This window comes from Burkholderia territorii (assembly GCF_902833055.1).
GTDB classification, from domain to species: Bacteria; Pseudomonadota; Gammaproteobacteria; order Burkholderiales; family Burkholderiaceae; genus Burkholderia; species Burkholderia territorii.
On record NZ_CADFEJ010000011.1, the window covers coordinates 47,729 to 66,515 of the forward strand.

Annotated in this window: 15 protein-coding genes; 5 read left to right on the top strand and 10 right to left on the bottom strand. The window is 68.0% G+C overall.

Annotation, left to right across the window (positions count from 1 at the left end; genetic code table 11):
- Positions 1-265 precede the first annotated feature (265 nt).
- From HW466_RS19210 to hpnI, 5 genes are all read right to left on the bottom strand, one after another.
- Positions 266-823 (bottom strand): hypothetical protein, encoded by a 558-nt coding sequence (locus tag HW466_RS19210; RefSeq protein ID WP_059545250.1) that lies wholly within the window; start codon positions 821-823, stop codon positions 266-268.
- Positions 824-910: 87 nt separating this feature from the next.
- A complete protein-coding gene (locus HW466_RS19215) occupies positions 911-1,954 on the bottom strand; it encodes a lysylphosphatidylglycerol synthase domain-containing protein (protein WP_059502818.1) in 1,044 nt (347 codons plus the stop codon).
- Positions 1,951-2,835 carry a hopanoid biosynthesis-associated protein HpnK gene (hpnK, locus tag HW466_RS19220; protein WP_174905850.1) on the bottom strand — a complete coding sequence of 295 codons (885 nt, stop codon included), beginning with the start codon at positions 2,833-2,835 and terminating at the stop codon, positions 1,951-1,953. The genes HW466_RS19215 and hpnK overlap by 4 nt, the downstream gene beginning before the upstream one ends.
- 3 nt (positions 2,836-2,838) lie before the next feature.
- Positions 2,839-4,281, bottom strand: a complete 1,443-nt coding sequence (gene hpnJ, locus HW466_RS19225) for a hopanoid biosynthesis associated radical SAM protein HpnJ (RefSeq protein ID WP_315970400.1) — start codon at positions 4,279-4,281, stop codon at positions 2,839-2,841.
- A 165-nt stretch (positions 4,282-4,446) separates the two neighbouring features.
- Positions 4,447-5,622, bottom strand: coding sequence for a bacteriohopanetetrol glucosamine biosynthesis glycosyltransferase HpnI (gene hpnI, locus HW466_RS19230; protein ID WP_174905851.1), 1,176 nt, complete (start codon positions 5,620-5,622; stop codon positions 4,447-4,449).
- Between the two features lie 641 nt (positions 5,623-6,263).
- Here hpnI and HW466_RS19235 point away from each other — a divergent pair.
- Positions 6,264-7,262, top strand: a complete 999-nt coding sequence (locus tag HW466_RS19235) for an LLM class flavin-dependent oxidoreductase (protein WP_059447678.1) — start codon at positions 6,264-6,266, stop codon at positions 7,260-7,262.
- 25 nt (positions 7,263-7,287) lie between these two features.
- On the opposite strand, the gene HW466_RS19240 is transcribed toward HW466_RS19235, so the two are convergent.
- Positions 7,288-8,349 (bottom strand): alpha/beta fold hydrolase, encoded by a 1,062-nt coding sequence (locus tag HW466_RS19240; RefSeq protein ID WP_059447656.1) that lies wholly within the window; start codon positions 8,347-8,349, stop codon positions 7,288-7,290.
- A 174-nt stretch (positions 8,350-8,523) separates the two neighbouring features.
- On the opposite strand from HW466_RS19240, the gene pdxY reads away from it, so the two are divergent.
- The 3 genes from pdxY to HW466_RS19255 all read left to right on the top strand — a co-directional run bounded on the left by pdxY (position 8,524) and on the right by HW466_RS19255 (position 13,332).
- The gene (pdxY, locus tag HW466_RS19245) at positions 8,524-9,384 is read left to right on the top strand and encodes a pyridoxal kinase PdxY (protein ID WP_059447657.1); all 861 of its coding nucleotides are present in this window, start codon (positions 8,524-8,526) and stop codon (positions 9,382-9,384) included.
- Positions 9,385-9,658: 274 nt separating this feature from the next.
- Complete coding sequence (locus HW466_RS19250; protein WP_059771660.1) at positions 9,659-11,803, top strand: phosphocholine-specific phospholipase C; 2,145 nt, start codon at positions 9,659-9,661, stop codon at positions 11,801-11,803.
- 380 nt (positions 11,804-12,183) lie between these two features.
- Positions 12,184-13,332: a branched-chain amino acid ABC transporter substrate-binding protein gene (locus HW466_RS19255; RefSeq protein ID WP_059447659.1), complete on the top strand. Its 1,149-nt coding sequence runs from the start codon at positions 12,184-12,186 to the stop codon at positions 13,330-13,332.
- A gap of 216 nt (positions 13,333-13,548) precedes the next feature.
- On the opposite strand, the gene HW466_RS19260 is transcribed toward HW466_RS19255, so the two are convergent.
- Positions 13,549-14,310 (bottom strand): FadR/GntR family transcriptional regulator, encoded by a 762-nt coding sequence (locus tag HW466_RS19260; protein ID WP_059502827.1) that lies wholly within the window; start codon positions 14,308-14,310, stop codon positions 13,549-13,551.
- A gap of 424 nt (positions 14,311-14,734) precedes the next feature.
- Here HW466_RS19260 and gudD point away from each other — a divergent pair, with 424 nt between their 5' ends.
- The gene (gene gudD, locus HW466_RS19265) at positions 14,735-16,087 is read left to right on the top strand and encodes a glucarate dehydratase (RefSeq protein WP_151006241.1); all 1,353 of its coding nucleotides are present in this window, start codon (positions 14,735-14,737) and stop codon (positions 16,085-16,087) included.
- Positions 16,088-16,142: 55 nt separating this feature from the next.
- Here the strand turns inward: gudD and HW466_RS19270 are convergent, their stop codons facing one another.
- From HW466_RS19270 to HW466_RS19280, 3 genes are all read right to left on the bottom strand, one after another.
- Positions 16,143-16,607 carry a DUF2214 family protein gene (locus HW466_RS19270; protein WP_059447661.1) on the bottom strand — a complete coding sequence of 155 codons (465 nt, stop codon included), beginning with the start codon at positions 16,605-16,607 and terminating at the stop codon, positions 16,143-16,145.
- A gap of 38 nt (positions 16,608-16,645) precedes the next feature.
- Positions 16,646-17,446 (bottom strand): hypothetical protein, encoded by an 801-nt coding sequence (locus tag HW466_RS19275; protein ID WP_174905852.1) that lies wholly within the window; start codon positions 17,444-17,446, stop codon positions 16,646-16,648.
- A 236-nt stretch (positions 17,447-17,682) separates the two neighbouring features.
- Positions 17,683-18,747 carry a glycosyltransferase family 4 protein gene (locus HW466_RS19280; protein ID WP_044844742.1) on the bottom strand — a complete coding sequence of 355 codons (1,065 nt, stop codon included), beginning with the start codon at positions 18,745-18,747 and terminating at the stop codon, positions 17,683-17,685.
- Between the last annotated feature and the right edge of the window lie 40 nt (positions 18,748-18,787).

Sequence of the window (18,787 nt, forward strand, 5' to 3'; positions counted from 1 at the left end):
GCGCGTCTCCAGTGTTGATATGAACACCGGCGCGCATGCCTTCCCGCGCCGGGCTGACGCGGATAGTCGCAAGCGAAATTGATTGCCTCAAATCACCGTGCGCGCGATTGCTGCGTCGCAGCAATTCGTCCCACCATTTGCCGGCACGGCCTACGCCACTGTTTCAAAAGGAAAAAAGCCGCTTCCTGACAGTCGGATGACACGCAGGGAAGCGGACTTTTTGCAATTTTCCGGTCGCTTTTTCGATATAGCGCCGCGGGCGTTCTCACCGCCCCTTCAGGATGTCGGAGCGCGAAGTCGTATAGACAAGCCCGTCCGGGCCGAAATGAACGTTGAAGAACGCGTCGGTGTTCACGCCGTCCTCGAGCCAGCGCCAGCTCCACACCGTCTCCGGTTTCAGCGGGTACTGCGCGATGTCGCCCGGCTTGCCGAGCAGGCGCCGCACCTCGTCCTCGTTCATCCCGGGACGCACCTTCGCGAAATTCTCGGCGGTCAGCACCTGCGTCGCGCCCGTGTAGTGCCCGCTCGCGTCGAGGTCGACGAACCAGGTCTGGTTGCCCATCGGGCCGCGCGGATATTCGAGGCGCTTCGAGCCGTCGGTGAACGTGCGCTCGGTCTCGGGCTTGCCCATCGTGGCGCGCACGTCGGCTTCGGTCGATACGCCGGCCTTCAGCCCCTTGAGCAGCAGCGGCGCCGGCTTGATCGCGTTGAAAAAGTCCCTGATACGTTGCACGTCGAGATTGCCTTGCTTGTCGTCGCAGCCGGTCAGTGCCAGCGCGGCGGCCAGCAGCGTCACGGGAAGCAGCCGGAAACGAAAAATCATCGGAAGAAATGCGCGTCGAGAAAACACGCGGCAAGGATACCCGCGCAACGCCAAAAGCGCGAGACGGGCGCGTGGCCCGTCTCGTGTTCAATGCATGGTTTCGGTGTGCGTCTCGGCTTCGCGGCGCACCGCTTGCGGCGCCTGCGCCACCGCCCGTGCGCCGCCGATCCGGCGCCGCGTGCGCACGAGTTCGGCAAGCTGCCACGAACCGAGCGCGACGCAGCCGAACAGCACCTCGCGGCCGCGCTTGACCAGCGCCAGCGACAGCGCCGTCTCGCGATCGACGCCGAACATCTGCGCGAGCAGCACGACGGTCGCTTCCTGCACGCCGAGGCCGCCCGGCACCATGAACGCCGCATGACGCACGGCCTGCGTCATCGCCTCGATCGCGATCGCGCCGCCGATCGACACCGGATGGCCGAGCAGCGCGAGCGCCCAGTAGATCTCGAGCGCGCCGAGCACATAACCGGCCAGTTGCCAGAAGAATGCGCTGAACAGCAGCGTCGTGCGCGACATCAGCGCGTCGATGTCGCCATCGAGGCGGCGGCCGTCGACGCCCTGCAGCAACCGGTGCGAATCGCCGAGCAGACGCCCCGCGAACCGCTCGATCGCATGGAAGATTCCGCCGCGCCGCATCAGCACGACGCCGAGTACCGGCAACGGCAGCGTCAGCAGCAGCGCAAGGCCGATCGTGCCGCCGCCCATGTCGTGCGTCGTCGCGAGCAGCAGCACGAGACCGAGCGCCGCGAACGCATACTGGACGACGATCGTCACCAGCACCTCGACGATCACCGACGCGGTCACGCGGCTGGCGTCGGGCACCTGCCAGCGCGCCATCCGGATCCCGACCAGCTCGCCGCCGATGCCGACCACGGGCAGCAGCCGGTTCACCGCTTCGCGCACGGTCGCGATCCACCACAGAAACGGCAGCGACGCACGCCGGTCGAGCAGCTGGTGCCACGCATACGCGTCGAGCAGCAGCGGCAGCGCGTGAAACGGCACGAGCCAGAGCAGCGCGAAACCGGCACGCTCGAGCATCTGCGTCACGTCGCCGATGCCTTCGTGCAGCCCCAGCGCAAGCAGGATGCCGATGCCGATCGGCCAGCCGAGCCATTTGATCCATCGGGTCATGACGGCTGCACCCCCGCTGCGCGCGACGCGTGCGTACCGCGCCGCGCCGAGGGCTGGCCGAATACGTCCGCAAAACCGCCGGTCGCGACGCCCGTGGCCTTCAGCGCGGCCGCAACGCGCGGCGACAGCAGCGCGTCCAGCTCGTCGACCGGACGGTAATCGGCCATCGTCGGCGTGATCGGGCCGTCGCCCGCTTCCGCCGGATGACAGTAGATCTCGCCGACGCCGGGCGGCAGCGCCGCGAGCGCGTCGAGCAGCACGGCCTCGTCCATCGCGCCCGTATGCTCGATCCCGACCACATAGTCGTTGTGCGCGAGCCCGGCGCGGTCGAGCCGCGCGCGCACCAGCGCGATCCACGGTTTGAGCAGCGCGGGCGCGCTCGTTTCGTACGGCAGCCGCACCGCGCGCAATCCGTAGTCGCGGCCGATCTCGATGATCATCGACAGCACGGTCGGATGCAGGTGGAAATGCTTGTGCGCGTTCACGTGGTCGAGCGGCAGGCCGCTCGCCGCGAACGCGTCGAACTGCGCGCGGATCTCGCGGCGCAACTGCGCCCGCACGTGCGGCAGGAAGAAGAAGCGGCAGCCGTCCTTCGCCATCGCGTCGCCGAATCGCCCGTCGGGGCCGACGAGCGCGGGTATTTCATGCGCGGGCAGCGTGGCCGGCCCGTCCGCGAGAACGAGATGCAGGCCGACCGCGAGCGACGGCAGCCGCCGCGCGCGCTCGATCGCATCCTGCGCCGCGGGCGCGCCGACCATCAGGCTCGCGGCGTTGAGCACGCCGTCGCGATGCGCGCGCTCGACCGCCGCGTTGACGCGCGGGTGCAGCCCGAAGTCGTCCGCGGTGAAGATCAGCGCCCGCGCCGCCCGCTGTGTCGTCACGAATCAGGCCTCGTGCGCGCGCAGGAAGCGGAAGAACTCGACGCCTTCGCGCAGACGGCGCTTCATCATGTCCCAGCTCGTCAGCATCTCGCGGACGATCTCCCAGATCTTCGACGGACGGAAGTAGAACTCGCGATAGAACTGCTCGAGGTGGTGATAGATCTCGTCGCGCGACAGGTGCGCGTAGCCGATCGCCGCGAGCTGCACGCCTTCCTTGCTCACCAGGTTGATGGTCTTGTTCTCTTCCATCCAGCCGTTTTCGACGGCCTGCTTGTAGAGCGTCGTGCCCGGATACGGCGCGGCGAGCGACACCTGGATCGTGTGCGGATTGATTTCCTTCGCGTACTCGATCGTCTTCTTGATCGTTTCCTGCGTCTCGCCCGGCAGGCCGAGAATGAAGGTGCCGTGGATCTTGATGCCGAGCTTCTTGCAGTCCGCGCTGAAGCGGCGCGCGAAATCGGTGCGCACGCCCTTCTTGATGTTCACGAGGATCTGGTCGTCGCCGGATTCGAAGCCGACCAGCAGCAGGCGCAGGCCGTTTTCCTTCATGACCTTCAGCGTCTTGTACGGCACGTTCGCCTTCGCGTTGCACGACCACGTCATGCCGAGCTTGCCCAGACCGATGGCGATCGCTTCGGCGCGCGGCAGGTCGTCGGTGAAGGTGTCGTCGTCGAACATCAGCTCCTTCACTTCCGGCATGTTGTCGCGGATCCACTTCGCTTCCGCGAGCACGTTCTCGACCGAGCGCGTGCGATAGCGATGGCCGCTGACCGTCTGCGGCCACAGGCAGAACGTGCAGCGCGACTTGCAGCCGCGGCCCGTGTAGATCGACACGTACGGATAGTTCAGGTAGCCGATGAAGTAGTTGTCGATCTTCAGGTCGCGCTTGTAGACGGGCGCGACGAACGGCAACTCGTCCATGTTCTCGAGGATCGGGCGCGCTTCGTTGTGCTCGATCGAGCCGTCCTTCGCGCGCCAGCTCAAGCCCTTGATCTCGGCGAACGGCTTGCCTTCCGCGAGTTCCTTGCAGGTGTAGTCGAATTCCTCGCGGCACACGAAGTCGATGGCCTCGCTCGCCGTGAGCGAGTTGTGCGGATCGACCATCACCTTCGCGCCGACCATGCCGACCAGCATCGACGGCTTCATCTTCTTCAGATCCTGCGCGAACATCGCGTCGGTCGGGAACGACGGCGTGCTCGTGTGGATGATCACGAGGTCGTAGTCGTTGGCGATCTTCAGCGTCTCTTCGACCGACAGGCCGTCGGCCGGCGCGTCGACGACGCGGCTGCCCGGCACGAGCGCGGCCGGCTGCGCGAGCCACGTCGGGTACCAGAAGGAACGGATTTCGCGCTTCGCCTGATAGCGCGAGCCGGCTCCGCCGTCGAAGCCGTCATACGAAGGGGCCTGCAAGAACAGCGTTTTCATGAATGCTCCGGTAGCCTGCATAGTTCGATTCGTTTCAACGATTCAGTCAATCAACCGCGGGCCGCCCTGCCGGCGCCCGCCTCTCTGTCATGTCGCGTCGCCCGGCGTGGCCGCGCGGCGCGTCTCGGCCTTCGGGCCGGATTCGATCGGAACCGTGCGCGTGGCCGGTTCCGTGGGGAACGCACGTCAGCGGCCGTCCCCGCCTTCCACGGCCGCAGCGGCGCGCTCGCCGCCGACGACCGTCATCCTCGCGCCGCGCCACACGACGTGCGTACCGAACACGGCCGCGAGCCATTCGAGCGCGAGCAGCGTGTCGCGCACCGCGACGAGCGGCAGGTCGCGCCAGAATGCACGCCAGCCGTCCTCGCCGCGCGCGTGCAGCACGAGCCGCCCGAACGCGCCGACGACGGCCGCGCCACCCGCCAGCGTGCCGGCGACCGTGCCGTCGAGGCGCAGCGCCAGTGCCGCGCCGATCGCGAGCCACGGTGCGGTAAACGTAATGAACAGGAACGCGAAGCCGGCCGGATTCAGCGAACGGATCGTGCGCAGCCAGCGCGTTTCGCGGTGCCAGAGCGGCCCGAACGACGGCTCGATCACGTCGGTCGCGACCTCGACCTCCGACAGCACGGTGCGCCGCCCGAGGCGGCGCGGCAGCTCGGCGAGCCAGAAATCGTCGGCCAGCTCGTCCTTCAGCGCGGCGAAGCCGCCAATCCGGTCGAGCGTGTCGCGCGTGAGGGCGAGCGTCGCGCCGAAGCCGAAGCGGCTCGAGCGGCCGAGGTGCGTAATCCGCACCGACGGCGCGAACCACGCATCGACGAACTGCGCGCCGATCCGCGTCCAGAATCCGCCGACGCTGCGCGCATGATACAGGCACGTGACGACCCCGACCGATGCATCGGCAAGCGGCGCCGTCACGCGCTCCAGGTAATCCGGCTCCACGGCGATGTCGCTGTCCGCGATCACGATGCGGCCGTACTTCGCGCGCGCGGCCAGATTGATCAGGTTGCTGACCTTCAGGTTCTTGCCGTGCACGCGCGCATCGACCACGAGCGTGATGTCGCATTCCGGATAATCGGCGCGCAGCCGCTCGACCACGGCGATCGCCGGATCGGCCGCCGACGCGACGCCGAACAGCACTTCATGGCGCGGGTGGCGCTGCTCGCAGAACGTCGCGAGGTTTTCGTACAGGTGCGGCTCCGCGCCGCACAGCGGCTTGAGCACGCTGACGGGCTCGAAGCCGTCGCGCGCGGCGGTGCGCGGCGTGCGCGGACGCGGCGCGAACGCCGCCACGAGCGCATAGCCGGCCGCGGCCAGCGTAAACACGGTCAGGAGCCAGTCCAGCAACGTGACGGCCGGCGTCATGCGCGACGCCCTCCGGCCACGCGCGCGCGCTGCCGATCGATCGAACCGGGTTGAACGTGATTGGGTATTCCGACAGCAACGAACGCGGGCACGACCCGACTCCTTGTTCCAGCAGCGTCTGTGTAATGGGGAGGCACGGCCCATTCCCTGAAGGCGGCCATGCCCGGCTTCGCGTCGCACATCCTCGCGCGATGCCCGGACGGGATGCGGGAAGATTCGAATGGCTACCATCGGCACAACATGGACAGGCGCCGGATTTTAACAGCCCGCGCCCACCCGCGCTCGGATGCCTCGCGAAACGGACTGGTGCGATTTCGGCAAAGCTGCGCGGCCGGCGAACCATTCCGGTGCGACCTCGTTCACGCTAGCGTAAGCGCTTTGCAGGCATATTGCAGTCTTGAAAATCAAACGTTTCGTGGAATTTTGTACGTCGATGCAAAGACATGCCCAATCGCCGTAAAGATTGGTAATTATTCGGCGATTACATCGATTCTTGCAACGATCGTCGGGCCCGACCTTGCACCCCTGAAAGGCGCATGGGTATCGGCGCGTCGCCAGCGCGTTCCGGAACCCTTTGGCAAAATCGTCGGCATCTGTTGCGCATGCGCATCACCGCGCCCCTCCCCTTCGAAGGCCATCCGATGATTCCGTTTTCCGTACTCGACCTCGCCCCCATTCCCGCCGGCGCCGACGCCGCCCAGGCGTTCCGCAACACCGTCGATCTCGCGCAGCACGCGGAGCGCCTCGGCTACCGGCGCTACTGGCTCGCCGAGCATCACAACATGCCGGGCATCGCGAGCGCGGCGACCGCCGTCGTGATCGGTCATGTGGCGGGCGCGACGAAGACAATCCGCGTCGGCTCGGGCGGGATCATGCTGCCGAACCACGCGCCGCTCGTGATCGCCGAGCAGTTCGGCACGCTCGCGTCGCTGTATCCGGGGCGCATCGACCTCGGCCTCGGCCGCGCGCCCGGCACCGACCAGACCACGTCGCGCGCGCTGCGCCGCGACCTGATCGGCAGCGCCGACTCGTTTCCGGACGACGTCGCCGAGCTGCAGCGCTACTTCGCCGAACCGGTGCCCGGCCAGCGCGTGCGCGCGGTGCCCGGCGCGGGGCTGGACGTGCCCGTGTGGCTGCTGGGTTCGAGCCTCTTCAGCGCGCAGCTCGCCGCGATGCTGGGGCTGCCGTTCGCGTTCGCGTCGCACTTCGCGCCGGACTACCTGATGCGCGCGCTCGAGCTCTATCGCGCGCAGTACCGGCCGTCGGCCGCGTGGCCGAAGCCGCATGCGATGGTCGGGATCAACGTGTTCGCGGCCGATACCGACGACGAGGCCCGGCGCCTGTTCACGTCGCTGCAGCAGCAGTTCATCAACCTGCGCCGCGGCACGCCGGGCAAGCTGCCGCCGCCGGTCGACGTGCTCGAGGCGACCGAGTTCGAACTCGCGAACGTCGCGCACGCGCTGTCGTTCGCGGCGGTCGGCTCACGCGACACGGTGCGCGACAAGCTGCGCGACCGGATCGCGCAGACGGGCGCGGACGAAGTCATCATCACCGCGCAGATCTACGATCACGCCGCGCGGGTGCGCTCGTTCGAACTGGCCGCGCAGATTCGCGACGAACTCGCGAACGAAACCCGCTGACCGGCGCGGCCCGCCCGCGCAGGCGTCACTGCGGGTGCACCGCCGCCAGCCCGTCGAGCAGCGCCTTGTGGAACGCGTCCGGATCCTGGATCTGCGGCGCGTGCCCGAGCGCGGGAAATTCGACGAGTTGCGCGCCGGGGATCGCCGCCTGCGTGCGCTTGGCGAGTTCCGGATAACGACCGAGCTTCGCGTGCACGTCGGGCGGCGCCACGTCCTTGCCGATCGCGGTCGTGTCCTTGTCGCCGATCAGCAGCAGCGTCGGCACGCGGATCGCGCCGAGTTCGTACACCACCGGCTGCGTGAGGATCATGTCGTAGATCAGCGCGGAATTCCACGCGACCGCGTCGCGCCCCGGGCCGCGATACATGCCGGCGAGCATCTGCACCCAGCGCTCGTAGGACGGCGCCCACTTGCCCGCGTAGTAGGTCGCCTGCTCGTAGCGGCGGATGCCGTCGGCCGTCGTCTTCTGCTCGCGTGCATACCAGTAATCGACCGACAGCGGCGGCACGCCGAGCGCCTTCCAGTCCTCGAGACCGATCGGGTTCACCAGCACGAGTTGCTCGGTCGCCTTCGGGTACGTCAGCGCATAGCGCATCGCGAGCATCCCGCCCGTCGAATGGCCGACGATCGTCGCCGACTTCACGCCGATCGATTCGAGCAACGCATGCGTGTTGCGCGCGAGCTGCTGGAAGCTGAACTGGTAGCGCTCGGGCTTCGACGACTTGCAGAAGCCGATCTGGTCCGGCGCGATCACGCGATAGCCGGCGCGGCTCAGCACGCCGATCGTGTCCTCCCACGTCGCCGCGCAGAAGTTCTTCCCGTGCAGCAGCACGACGGTGCGCCCGTTCGGGTGCGCCGGCTGCACGTCCATGTACATCATCTCGAGGGTTTCGCGCTGGGACACGAACGCGTAGCGGTGCACCGGCTCGGGATACGCGAAGCCTTCCAGGCGCGGGCCGTACGCGGGCCCGTCGTTACCGGCCGGCGCCGGTGCGGCGGCCGCGGCCGCCGTCACGCATGCGGCGACGGCACCCGCGCCGAGCACGGCGGCGCGCGCGAGGGACAACATCTTGCAAATCGAAGGCATGGCGCTCACGGTAAGGGGAAATGCACGCGGGCAGCCAGACGGCTGCGCGCCCCGCGATTCTACGCGGTCAGGCTGACGACGGCGCGCAACAGTCGATCGCCGCGCGACTTTCGCGCATGCGACGATCTCGGGTATCTTGTGACGTGACCCTGAAACGCCTGCAGGCGAACGCACATGAAAAACGTCCTCAGCATTCAGTCGCACGTCATCTACGGGCACGCCGGCAACAGCGCGGCCGTGTTCCCGATGCAGCGCCTCGGCGTCAACGTCTGGCCGCTCAACACCGTCCAGCTGTCGAATCACATGCAGTACGGTCACTGGGCCGGCAGCGCGATCGACGCCGCGAAGATGGAGCAGCTCGTCGACGGCGTCGCGGCGATCGGCGCGCTCAAGCGCTGCGATGCGGTGCTGTCCGGCTTCGTCGGCTCGCCGGCGCAGGCGCGCGCAACCGTCGAGATCGTGCGCTCGGTGAAGGCGATGAACCCGAACGCGTGGTACTTCTGCGACCCGGCGCTCGGCCAGACGGGCGGCATCCGGCCCGAGCCGGGCGTCGAGGAATTCATCGTCCAGGAGATGCCGGCGCTCGCGGACGGCATGTCGCCGAACCACACCGAGCTGCAGAAGCTCGCCGGGCGGCGCATCGAGACCGTCGCCGAAGCCGTCGACGCGTGCCGCGCGCTGATCCGCCGCGGCCCGAAGATCATCCTCGTCAAGCATCTGCACGACCGCAACAGCCCGGCCGACCGCTTCAACATGCTCGCGGTCACCGAGACCGAAGCGTGGATCGGCCAGCGCCCGCTGTATGCGTTTCCGCGCCATCCGGTCGGCGTCGGCGACCTCACCAGCGCGATCTTCGTCGCGCGCCGGCTGCGCGGCGACTCGGTGCGCGCCGCGTTCGAGCACACGCTCGCGGCCGTGCACGCGGTCGTGAAGGCGACCTACGATGCGCGCCGCTACGAGCTCGAACTCGTCGCCGCGCAGGATGAAATCGCCCGCCCGAGCGAATGGTTCGGCGCGTGGGTCACGGACGCCTGACGCCCACGCATCGCCGCCGGCCCGCTTCTCGGGCCTTTCCCCCGCGCCGCCCCTGCCTCTCGCGTCGCTCCCCGCAACCCGATCGTCGGCGCCGCGCCGTGTGCGTTCCGTCCGATTGCCGTGCAAACGTTTTCGGACTTCACATGAATGACACCGAATCCCCGCTATGCTCGCGGCGGCACGACCGGCGCAGCCGCATCCTGCACCGTTGACGCGCCCGCTTTTTTCCGCATGTCCCGCCAACCGGCTCCCCCTTTAACGCACGATAACGACCATGACCCGATCGAACCGTCGTGACTTCCTGCGCGTTGCCGCCGGCACCGCCGGCGCCGCCGCGCTGAACCTGTTCCCGCCCGTGATCCGCGATGCACTCGCCATTCCCGCGAACCGCCGTACCGGCACGATCCGCGATATCGAACACATCGTGATCCTGATGCAGGAGAATCGTTCGTTCGACCATTACTTCGGCACGATGCGCGGTGTCCGCGGCTTCGGCGACCCGCGCCCGCTACGCCTCGCGAACGGCAAGTCGGTGTTCCATCAGCCGGTCGGCCCGGCCGAGCTGCTGCCATTCCACCCGGGCGCCGACAAGCTCGGCCTGCAGTTCCTGCAGGACCTCCCGCACGGCTGGCAGGACATGCACGCCGCATGGAACAAGGGCCGCTACGATCAGTGGGTGCCGAACAAGGGCACCACGACGATGGCGTACCTGAAGCGCGACGACATCCCGTTCCACTACCAGCTCGCCGACGCATTCACGATCTGCGACGCGTACCACTGCGCAATCCCGAGCTCGACCGACCCGAACCGCTACTACATGTGGACCGGCTACGTCGGCAACGACGGCACGGGCGGCGGCCCCGTGCTCGGCAACGAGGAAAAGGGCTACGGCTGGACGACCTATCCGGAAGTGCTCGAGCAGGCCGGCGTGTCGTGGAAGATCTACCAGGACGTCGGCACGGGGCTCGACGCGAACGGCTCCTGGGGCTGGACGCAGAACCCGTACATCGGCAACTACGGCGACAACGCGCTGCTCTACTTCAACCAGTACCGCACCGCGCTGCCCGGCACGCCGCTGTACGACAAGGCGCGCACCGGCACCAACATCAGCGCCGGCGGCACGCTGTTCGACATCCTGCAGCAGGACGTGAAGAACGGCACGCTGCCGCAGGTGTCGTGGATCTGCGCGCCGGAAGCGTACTCGGAACACCCGAACTGGCCGGCGAACTACGGCGCGTGGTACATCGAGCAGGTGCTGAAGGCGCTCGTGTCGAATCCCGACGTGTGGAGCAAGACCGCGCTGTTCATCACCTACGACGAGAACGACGGCTTCTTCGACCACGTGCAGCCGCCGTTCGCGCCGCAGTCGCGCGACAACGGGCTGTCGACGGTCGCGACGACCAACGAGGTATTCGCCGGCGACGCGTCTCACATGGCCGGCCCGTACGGGCTCGGGCCGCGTGTGCCGATGCTGGTGGTGTCGCCGTGGACCAAGGGCGGCTGGGTTTGCTCGCAGACCTTCGATCACACGTCACTGCTGCAATTCATCGAAGCGCGCTTCGGCGGGCAATACGCGGTCACCGCGGCGAACGTGTCGCCGTGGCGCCGCGCGGTGTGCGGCAACCTGACGTCCGCGTTCGACTTCGCGAGCCCCGACGCAAGCTGGCCGCAGCTCCCGGACACGAGCGGCTACGCGCCGCCCGACCGCAACCGTCACCCCGACTACATCCCGGTACCGCCGGTCGTCCAGCACCTGCCGAAGCAGGAGGCCGGCCTGCGTCCGGCGCGCGCGCTGCCGTACGAACTGTTCGTGCATGGCCGGATCGACAACGCGAGCGGCCAGTTCCGGCTGACCTTCGCGAACACCGGCACCGCGGGTGCGGCGTTCCAGGTTCAGGCGCGCAATCGCGTCGACGGCCCGTGGACCTACACGGTCGAGGCCGGCAAGCGGCTCTCGGACACGTGGAGCCCGGCGCCGTCGCTCGGCCTGTACGACCTCGACGTGTACGGCCCGAACGGCTTCTATTGCCACTTCCGCAGCCCCGCTGCGTCGGCGGTCGGCCCCGCGAGCGTCAATCCCGAGGTGATCTACGGCTACGACGTCGCGAACGGCAACATCACGCTGCGCCTGATGAACCGCGGCCACAAGACCGTGCGGCTCAAGGTGACGAACGCATACGGCCACGGTCATGCGCGTGAGTTCGAGCTCAAGCCGGGAACGCACGTCGACGACTACTGGGACCTGCGCGGCAGCAACGGCTGGTACGACCTGACCGTCACCGACGGCAAGCCGCTCGGCTTCCAGCGCCGCTTCGCGGGCCACGTCGAAACCGGCCGCCCCAGCACCAGCGACCCGCTGATCCGCACGACCGCGGCACACGACGACGCCGAAGCCGCATCGGACGCGCTGTCCGACTGACGGCCCTCATGACGCGGCGCGGCCCCGGCGGGCCGCGCCGTGCCCGTACCCCGCACCGCCGCCGTTGTCCCGCCTGCCTGCCCGCCGCGCCCGCGACGGGAAACTCCCGATACCGGCCGCCCGCGCTCGCGTGGAAGCTATGCGCAAATCCGCATCGAATGCGCGGCAAATCGCCAAGACCCGCACATATCGGCGACCTATATATCGAGGCGATCGGGGCTCCTCGCAGAGCCTGACGGGAGATTCTTCCGGGAAGCACCAACATGCCGACCTCCCCGCCCGATTCCGAGAAGCGGTCGAACCGCCCGCCCGTCGCACGCATCCGGCCCGCCGGCTGCGTGCGGTACCCACCCGCTGGTGTAAGAACAAGAGGAACGAAGATGAAATTCCGTCATTCCCTGTTGTCGGTATCGGTCGTATCCGCGGTAGCTCTCCTCTCGCAACAGGTCGCCCAGGCGGCCGACTCGACCGACGTCAAGATCGGCTTCGCCGCGCCGCTCACCGGCGTGAACGCGGGTTACGGCAAGGATCTCCAGAACGGCGTGCAGCTCGCGCTCGACGACGCGGCCGCGCAGAAGATCCAGATCGCCGGCAAGCCCGCGCACTTCAACCTCGTCGTGCAGGACGACCAGGCCGACCCGCGTATCGGCGTGCAGGCCGCGCAGGCGCTCGTCGACCAGAACGTGTCGGTGGTGGTCGGCCACTTCAACTCGGGCACGACGATCCCGGCGTCGGTGGTCTACGACAAGGCCGGCATTCCGGTGATCGATCCGGCCGCCACCAACCCGACGCTCACGTCGCGCGGGCTCGCGAACATGTTCATGGTGATCGCGACCGACGGCCAGAACGCCGGCAACGCCGGCAAATACGCCGTGGACGTCACCAAGGCGAAGCGCATCGCGATCATCGACGATCGCACCGCGTTCGGGCAGGGCGAGGCCGACGAGTTCGAGAAGGCGGTGAAGGCAGCCGGCGGCAACATCATCGGCCGCGAGTTCACCAGCAACCAGGCGGTCGACTTCCGCGCGCAGATCACGAGCCTGAAGGGCAAGAACCCCGACCTGATCTTCTTCGGCGGGCTCGACTCGCTCGCCGCGAACTTCATCAAGCAGATGCGCCAGCTCGGATTGAATGCGCAGTTCGTCGGCGGCGGCGGCGTGAAGGACAACGAGTTCATCAAGATCGCGGGCCCGGCCGCGGAAGGCGCGATGGCATGGGAATACGGACGGCCGCTCGACGAGCTGCCGCAGGGCAAGGATTTCGAGCAGCGGTTCAAGAAGCGCTTCGGTGTCGACGTGCTGTCGTATGCGCAGTTCGGCTACGACGCGGCGTGGGCGGCGATCAAGGCGATGCAGGCGGCCAACTCGACCGATCCGAAGGTCTATCGCCCGGCGTTGAAGAAAATCGACTTCGAAGGTGTCACCGGCCGCATCTCGTTCGCGAATGATGGCTCGCTGAAGAGCGGGATGTCGACGCTGTATCAGGTGAAGAACGGTGCGTGGAAGACCATCGTGACGAAGGGGGGCTGATCGGGCGGAGTGGCGGCCTGGATAGCCGGGCCGCCCCGCGCGCGCGACGGCGCGGATACGGCCTCGCCCTCTCTGGCGAGATGCGCGTACCTGGGGATGCGCAGCCGGTAATAAAACGATCGGCGCAGTCAGCGCCGATCTCATACGACGACTGATGTTTTAACGATATTCACGGCAACCCGCGGCGATGCGCGGGCCGCGCGGGGGAGCGTCTCGTCAGCCCGCCTGCGTGTCGCGCTCCGCCTCGGCCGCCTCGTGCGCACGGCGCAGCCGTTCGCGGCTGTTGGTCAGGTGCGTGCGCATCGCGGCGCGCGCGGCTTCCGGGTCGTGACGCGCGATCGCTTCGTAAATGTCTTCGTGCTCGTGATTGAGCCGGCCGACATAGCGCTCGAGGTCGTCGCCGGCAAAACGCGCGGAATTCACGCGCGTGCGCGGAATGATCGACGCGCCCAGCTGCGTCATGATGTCGACGAAGTAGCGGTTGCCGGTGGACTGCGCGATCTGCAGATGGAACTGGAAATCGAGCTGCGCGGTGTCGCGGCCGCCGCCCGCCCCCGACGCGATCGCATCGAGCGCACGCCGCAGCGCGGCCAGGTCGGTATCGTTCGCGCGCTGCGCGGCGAGGCTCGCGCATTCGCTTTCGAGGCTGATACGCAGTTCGAGCACGGCAAGCACGTCGCGCAGCGTCGTGATGGTCGCCGGATCGATGCCAAGCGTCTGACGGCGCGTCGGTTCGAGCACGAAGCTGCCGATGCCATGGCGCGTCTCGATGAGGCCGCTCGCCTGCATCCGCGAGATCGCTTCGCGCACGACCGTGCGGCTGACGCCCTGCGCCGCCATGACTTCGGTTTCGGTCGGCAGCTTGTCGCCGGGACGCAGCGTGCCGTTTTCGATCTGCGCGGTCAGCGCGTCGACGACATCTTGTGCGAGGCTGCGTGCGCGACGGCGCGGCGCTGCGGGAAGCGTGGGCACGGACATGAGGCCGGTTCCTTTTTGAATGATCGTGATGTGAGCCGAGGGTTTACGCGGGGTTTGAGCGAACGCCGATGATTCATTATACTGCGTCACAAGTCATCCGACGACTGATGATCGAGACACGGATCTCCTGTCGACCGAGGCCGGCGCACGAGCGCCTGCCGGGTCCCGTGGTTCGCGATCGGCCGGCATTCGCGCTTGCGCGCGGCTGCCGGCGCCCGGTTTCACGGTCGGCCGAAGCATGCATCCGCGCTTGCTCCAGTCTGCCGCGACGCCGGCATCGAGCGGGTCGCCCTCACCCTGTCGGGTTGCTGTCGACATGCGGGCTTGCGCGCCGCGCACGTCGGTTGTCGAATGATCGCACCTCCCGCCGCGCGCGGCAAAGCTTTTGCCGCACGGCATCGCCCACTCTTTCGCCATCGCCGCCATGAACGCCGTCACTGCCTCGCCTACCCACGACACGCCACGCATCGTCGAGCTGCAAGCCATACCGGTCGCCGGCCACGACAGCATGCTGCTCAACCTGAGCGGCGCGCATGGCCCGTTCTTCACCCGCAACCTCGTGATCCTGAAGGATAGCGCGGGCCGCACCGGCGTCGGCGAGGTGCCGGGCGGCGAAAGCATCCGCCGCACGCTCGACGATGCACGCGCGCTCGTCGTCGGCCAGCCGGTCGGCAACTACCATGCGGTGCTCAACGACGTGCGGCGTACCTTTGCCGACCGCGACGCGAGCGGCCGCGGGCTGCAGACCTTCGACCTGCGCACCACGATCCACGCGGTCACCGCGCTCGAAGCCGCGCTGCTCGACCTGCTCGGCCAGCATCTCGGCGTGCCCGTGGCCGCCCTGCTCGGCGAGGGACAGCAGCGCGAGCGCGTCGAAATGCTCGGTTACCTGTTCTACGTCGGCGACCGCAAGCAAACCGCGCTGCCCTATCGCGACGGGCGCGACGCGACCGACGACTGGACACGCGTACGCGACGAGGCCGCGCTCACGCCCGAGGCGGTCGTGCGCCTCGCCGAAGCCGCGCATGCGCGCTACGGGTTCAACGATTTCAAGCTGAAGGGCGGCGTGTTCGAAGGCGCACGCGAGGTCGAAGCCGTGACGGCGCTCGCCGAGCGCTTCCCCGACGCGCGCGTGACGCTCGATCCGAACGGCGCATGGTCGCTCGACGAGGCCGTGCGGCTGTGCCGCGACCTGCATCACGTGCTCGCGTATGCGGAAGATCCGTGCGGTGCGGAAAACGGCTACTCGGGCCGCGAGGTGATGGCCGAATTCCGCCGCGCGACCGGGCTGCCGACGGCGACCAACATGATCGCGACCGACTGGCGGCAGATGGGCCACGCGGTGCAGTTGCAGGCGGTCGACATCCCGCTGGCCGATCCGCACTTCTGGACGATGCAGGGCTCGGTGCGCGTCGCGCAGATGTGCCGCGACTGGGGCCTCACGTGGGGTTCGCATTCGAACAATCACTTCGACGTGTCGCTCGCGATGTTCACGCACGTCGCGGCCGCCGCGCCCGGCCAGGTCACCGCGATCGACACGCACTGGATCTGGCAGGACGGCGAACGGCTGGCGCGCGAGCCGCTGAAGATCGAGAACGGGCTCGTGGAAGTGCCGAAGCGTCCGGGCCTCGGCGTCGACATCGACATGGATGCGGTCGCGCGCGCACACGAGCTGTACAAGCAACATGCGCTCGGCGCGCGCGACGATGCAGCCGCGATGCAGTATCTGATTCCGGGATGGACGTTCAACAACAAGCGCCCGTGCCTCGTGCGCTGAGCGCGGGACGCGCCGGGCGGCGGCCCGCCCGGTCGAAAGTCCTGGCCGGCTGAGCCTATCCGGCCAGCCCGATCCCCCGCGCCATTCCCGACGCGGCGAACACGATGACCATCACGAGCATGGCCTGCCAGTGGCCGATCCGCACGTAGGTTCGTGCGCGGCCCAGATCGGGCATTTGCCGTTGCCGCGCGGCGATGCGCCAGCGGATCAGCCCGAGCATCGGCACGATCTCGAGCAGCAGGATCAACACGAGCGCGGTCATCTTGACGTGAAAGAGCGGCTCGTGAAGGTAATATGCGGCGCCCTTCTCGAAGCCGCCGAACGCGCGTGTGAGCCCGGTGGCGATCAGCACCAGCGCGGACAATCCCCAGGCCGCGTCGGCCTTGAACACGCCGGGCAGGTCGGCGGCCTGCGCCGATGCGATGACCCGGCGCAGCGCGCGGTTGCGCCCCGCTATCGCGGCGAACGCGACGCCGAACGCCATCAGGTGAACGGCTGCCAGCAACCAGCGAACGATCATTCGTGCCTCCGTGTCGCCCGCGCGCCGCGCAGGCCTTGTCAGACGATCTGTTTGAGGGCAGCGTCGAGCGCGAGCACCGCGACGCGGTCGCCTTCGGTCGCGAGCGGTGCGCGCATCACGATCTGCCGGTTATGGCCGACGGCCGCCGGCGAATCCCACAGCAGTTCCACCTGCGGCCGCCGAAACAGGCTGCCGCGAGGCGGCGGCACGGCAGCCGCCGGCGCCGCCTGCTCGACCGCGCCGGCCGCGCCGCGGCCCGGCCAGCGTACCGACAGTTCGCGCGCGTCGTACTGGCCGACCTTGCGGCTCTCCATCCACACGATCGCGGTGCGCGTGAGCGTATCGAGCGAGATGGCGTAGCGGCCGACCGCGAAGCGGCGCGCGGCAACATTGGTGCGCCACAGCGGCCGCGGGCGGCACATCCACACGATCGCCGCATACAGCGCCGGCGCCGCGAGGAGCCAGCCGTTGGTCGCCGTCACCGCGTGCAGCGCACGGCGCCAGCCGGCCGCCCATGCGAACGCGCCGATCGACCACACGGCAAACAGGAAACCGATCAGCGCGAAAACGCGCAGCGCCTGACGCAGCCATTGCGGCAGCGGATGGAACGGCCGCTCGGCGCGCGCAGCAGCGCCCGGCAGCGCGAGCAGCAGGAAGATCAGCACGAGATAGACGAACGCCCAGGGCGACGACACCATCGCCGACAGCGACGCGCGATAGCCCATCTGGGACATCGAGAACAGCCAGCGCGCGAGCAGCACGAGACCGATCGCGCGCAACGCGAAGATCACGCCGGCGCCGGGGGCCGGCGCTGCGCGCGTGGTTTTCGATCTCGCCAAGACTGCTCTCCTCTCGATGTTCGTGCGGGGCCGGATTTCACGGCACGGCCATTATAGGGACATTACCGTCTGGACAGACGCCCGGATGGCGTGCCGTCCCGCTTCCGGGGCCGTTCGCGGCGCCGGGCGCGGCGAGAATACAACAGATCCGCGCCGCAGATGTGACAACGCCCCGCCGGGGACCCGGACGGGGCGTCGATGACGGCTTCAGCCGCTGCGCGGCCGGCGCGCCGGCATCAGCCTGCGTTGACTTCGCGCAGCACCGTGCGGCGCTTCTGGCGCAGCAGTTCCTCGTAGCCCTTCACGTAGTTCTGCGCCATCACCTTCGACGAGAAGCGTGCCTCGAACGCGGCGCGCACCTTCTCGCGCGGCAGCGTATCGAGACGCTTGAGCGCCGCGACGGCCGACAGTTCGTCTTCGACGACGAAGCCCGACACGCCGTTCTCGATCACTTCCGGCACCGAACCGCGCTTGAACGCGATCACCGGCGTGCCGCACGCCATCGCCTCGATCATCACGAGGCCGAACGGCTCCGGCCAGTCGATCGGGAACAGCAGCGCGTGCGCGTTGCCCAGGAATTCGGTCTTTTCCGACTCGCTGATTTCGCCGATGTACTCGACGTGCGGCAGCGCGAACAGCGGCTTGATCTTCTCTTCGTAGTACGCGCGGTCGGCCTTGTCGAGCTTCGCGGCGATCTTGATCGGCAGGCCGGCCTGCTCGGCGATGCGAATCGCGGTGTCGACGCGCTTCTCCGGCGAGATGCGGCCGAGGAATGCGAGGTAGCTCGGCTTCACGTTCGGGATCGGCGTCAGCAGGTTTTCCGGCAGGCCGTGGTACACGGTCGACAGCCAGTTCGCCTGCGGCAGCGGAATACGCTGGTTGTCGGAGATCGACACGACCGGCACGTCGCTGAACGCGTTGAAGATCGGCTGGAGTTCCGGCAGGTCGAGACGGCCGTGCATCGTCGTCAGATGCGGGACCGGCTGGCGCGAGAACAGCGAGAACGGGTAGTAGTCGATATGGCAGTGCAGGACGTCGAACTCTTCCGCACGGCGGCGCACCTGCTCGAGCAGCAGCATGTGCGGGGCCATCACGTCGCGGATCGTCGGATCGAGGCGCAGCGCCTGCGGCCAGCACGCTTCGAGCTTCGCCGACGTTTGCGAATCGCCGCTCGCGAAGAGCGTGACGTCATGGCCCATCTCGACGAGCGCTTCGGTGAGATAGGACACCACTCGCTCGGTACCACCGTACAGTTTCGGGGGCACCGCTTCGTGCAACGGAGCGATTTGGGCGATTCGCATGCGTAACTCCTAAAAAATCGGCTAAAAACCAGGTATGGGT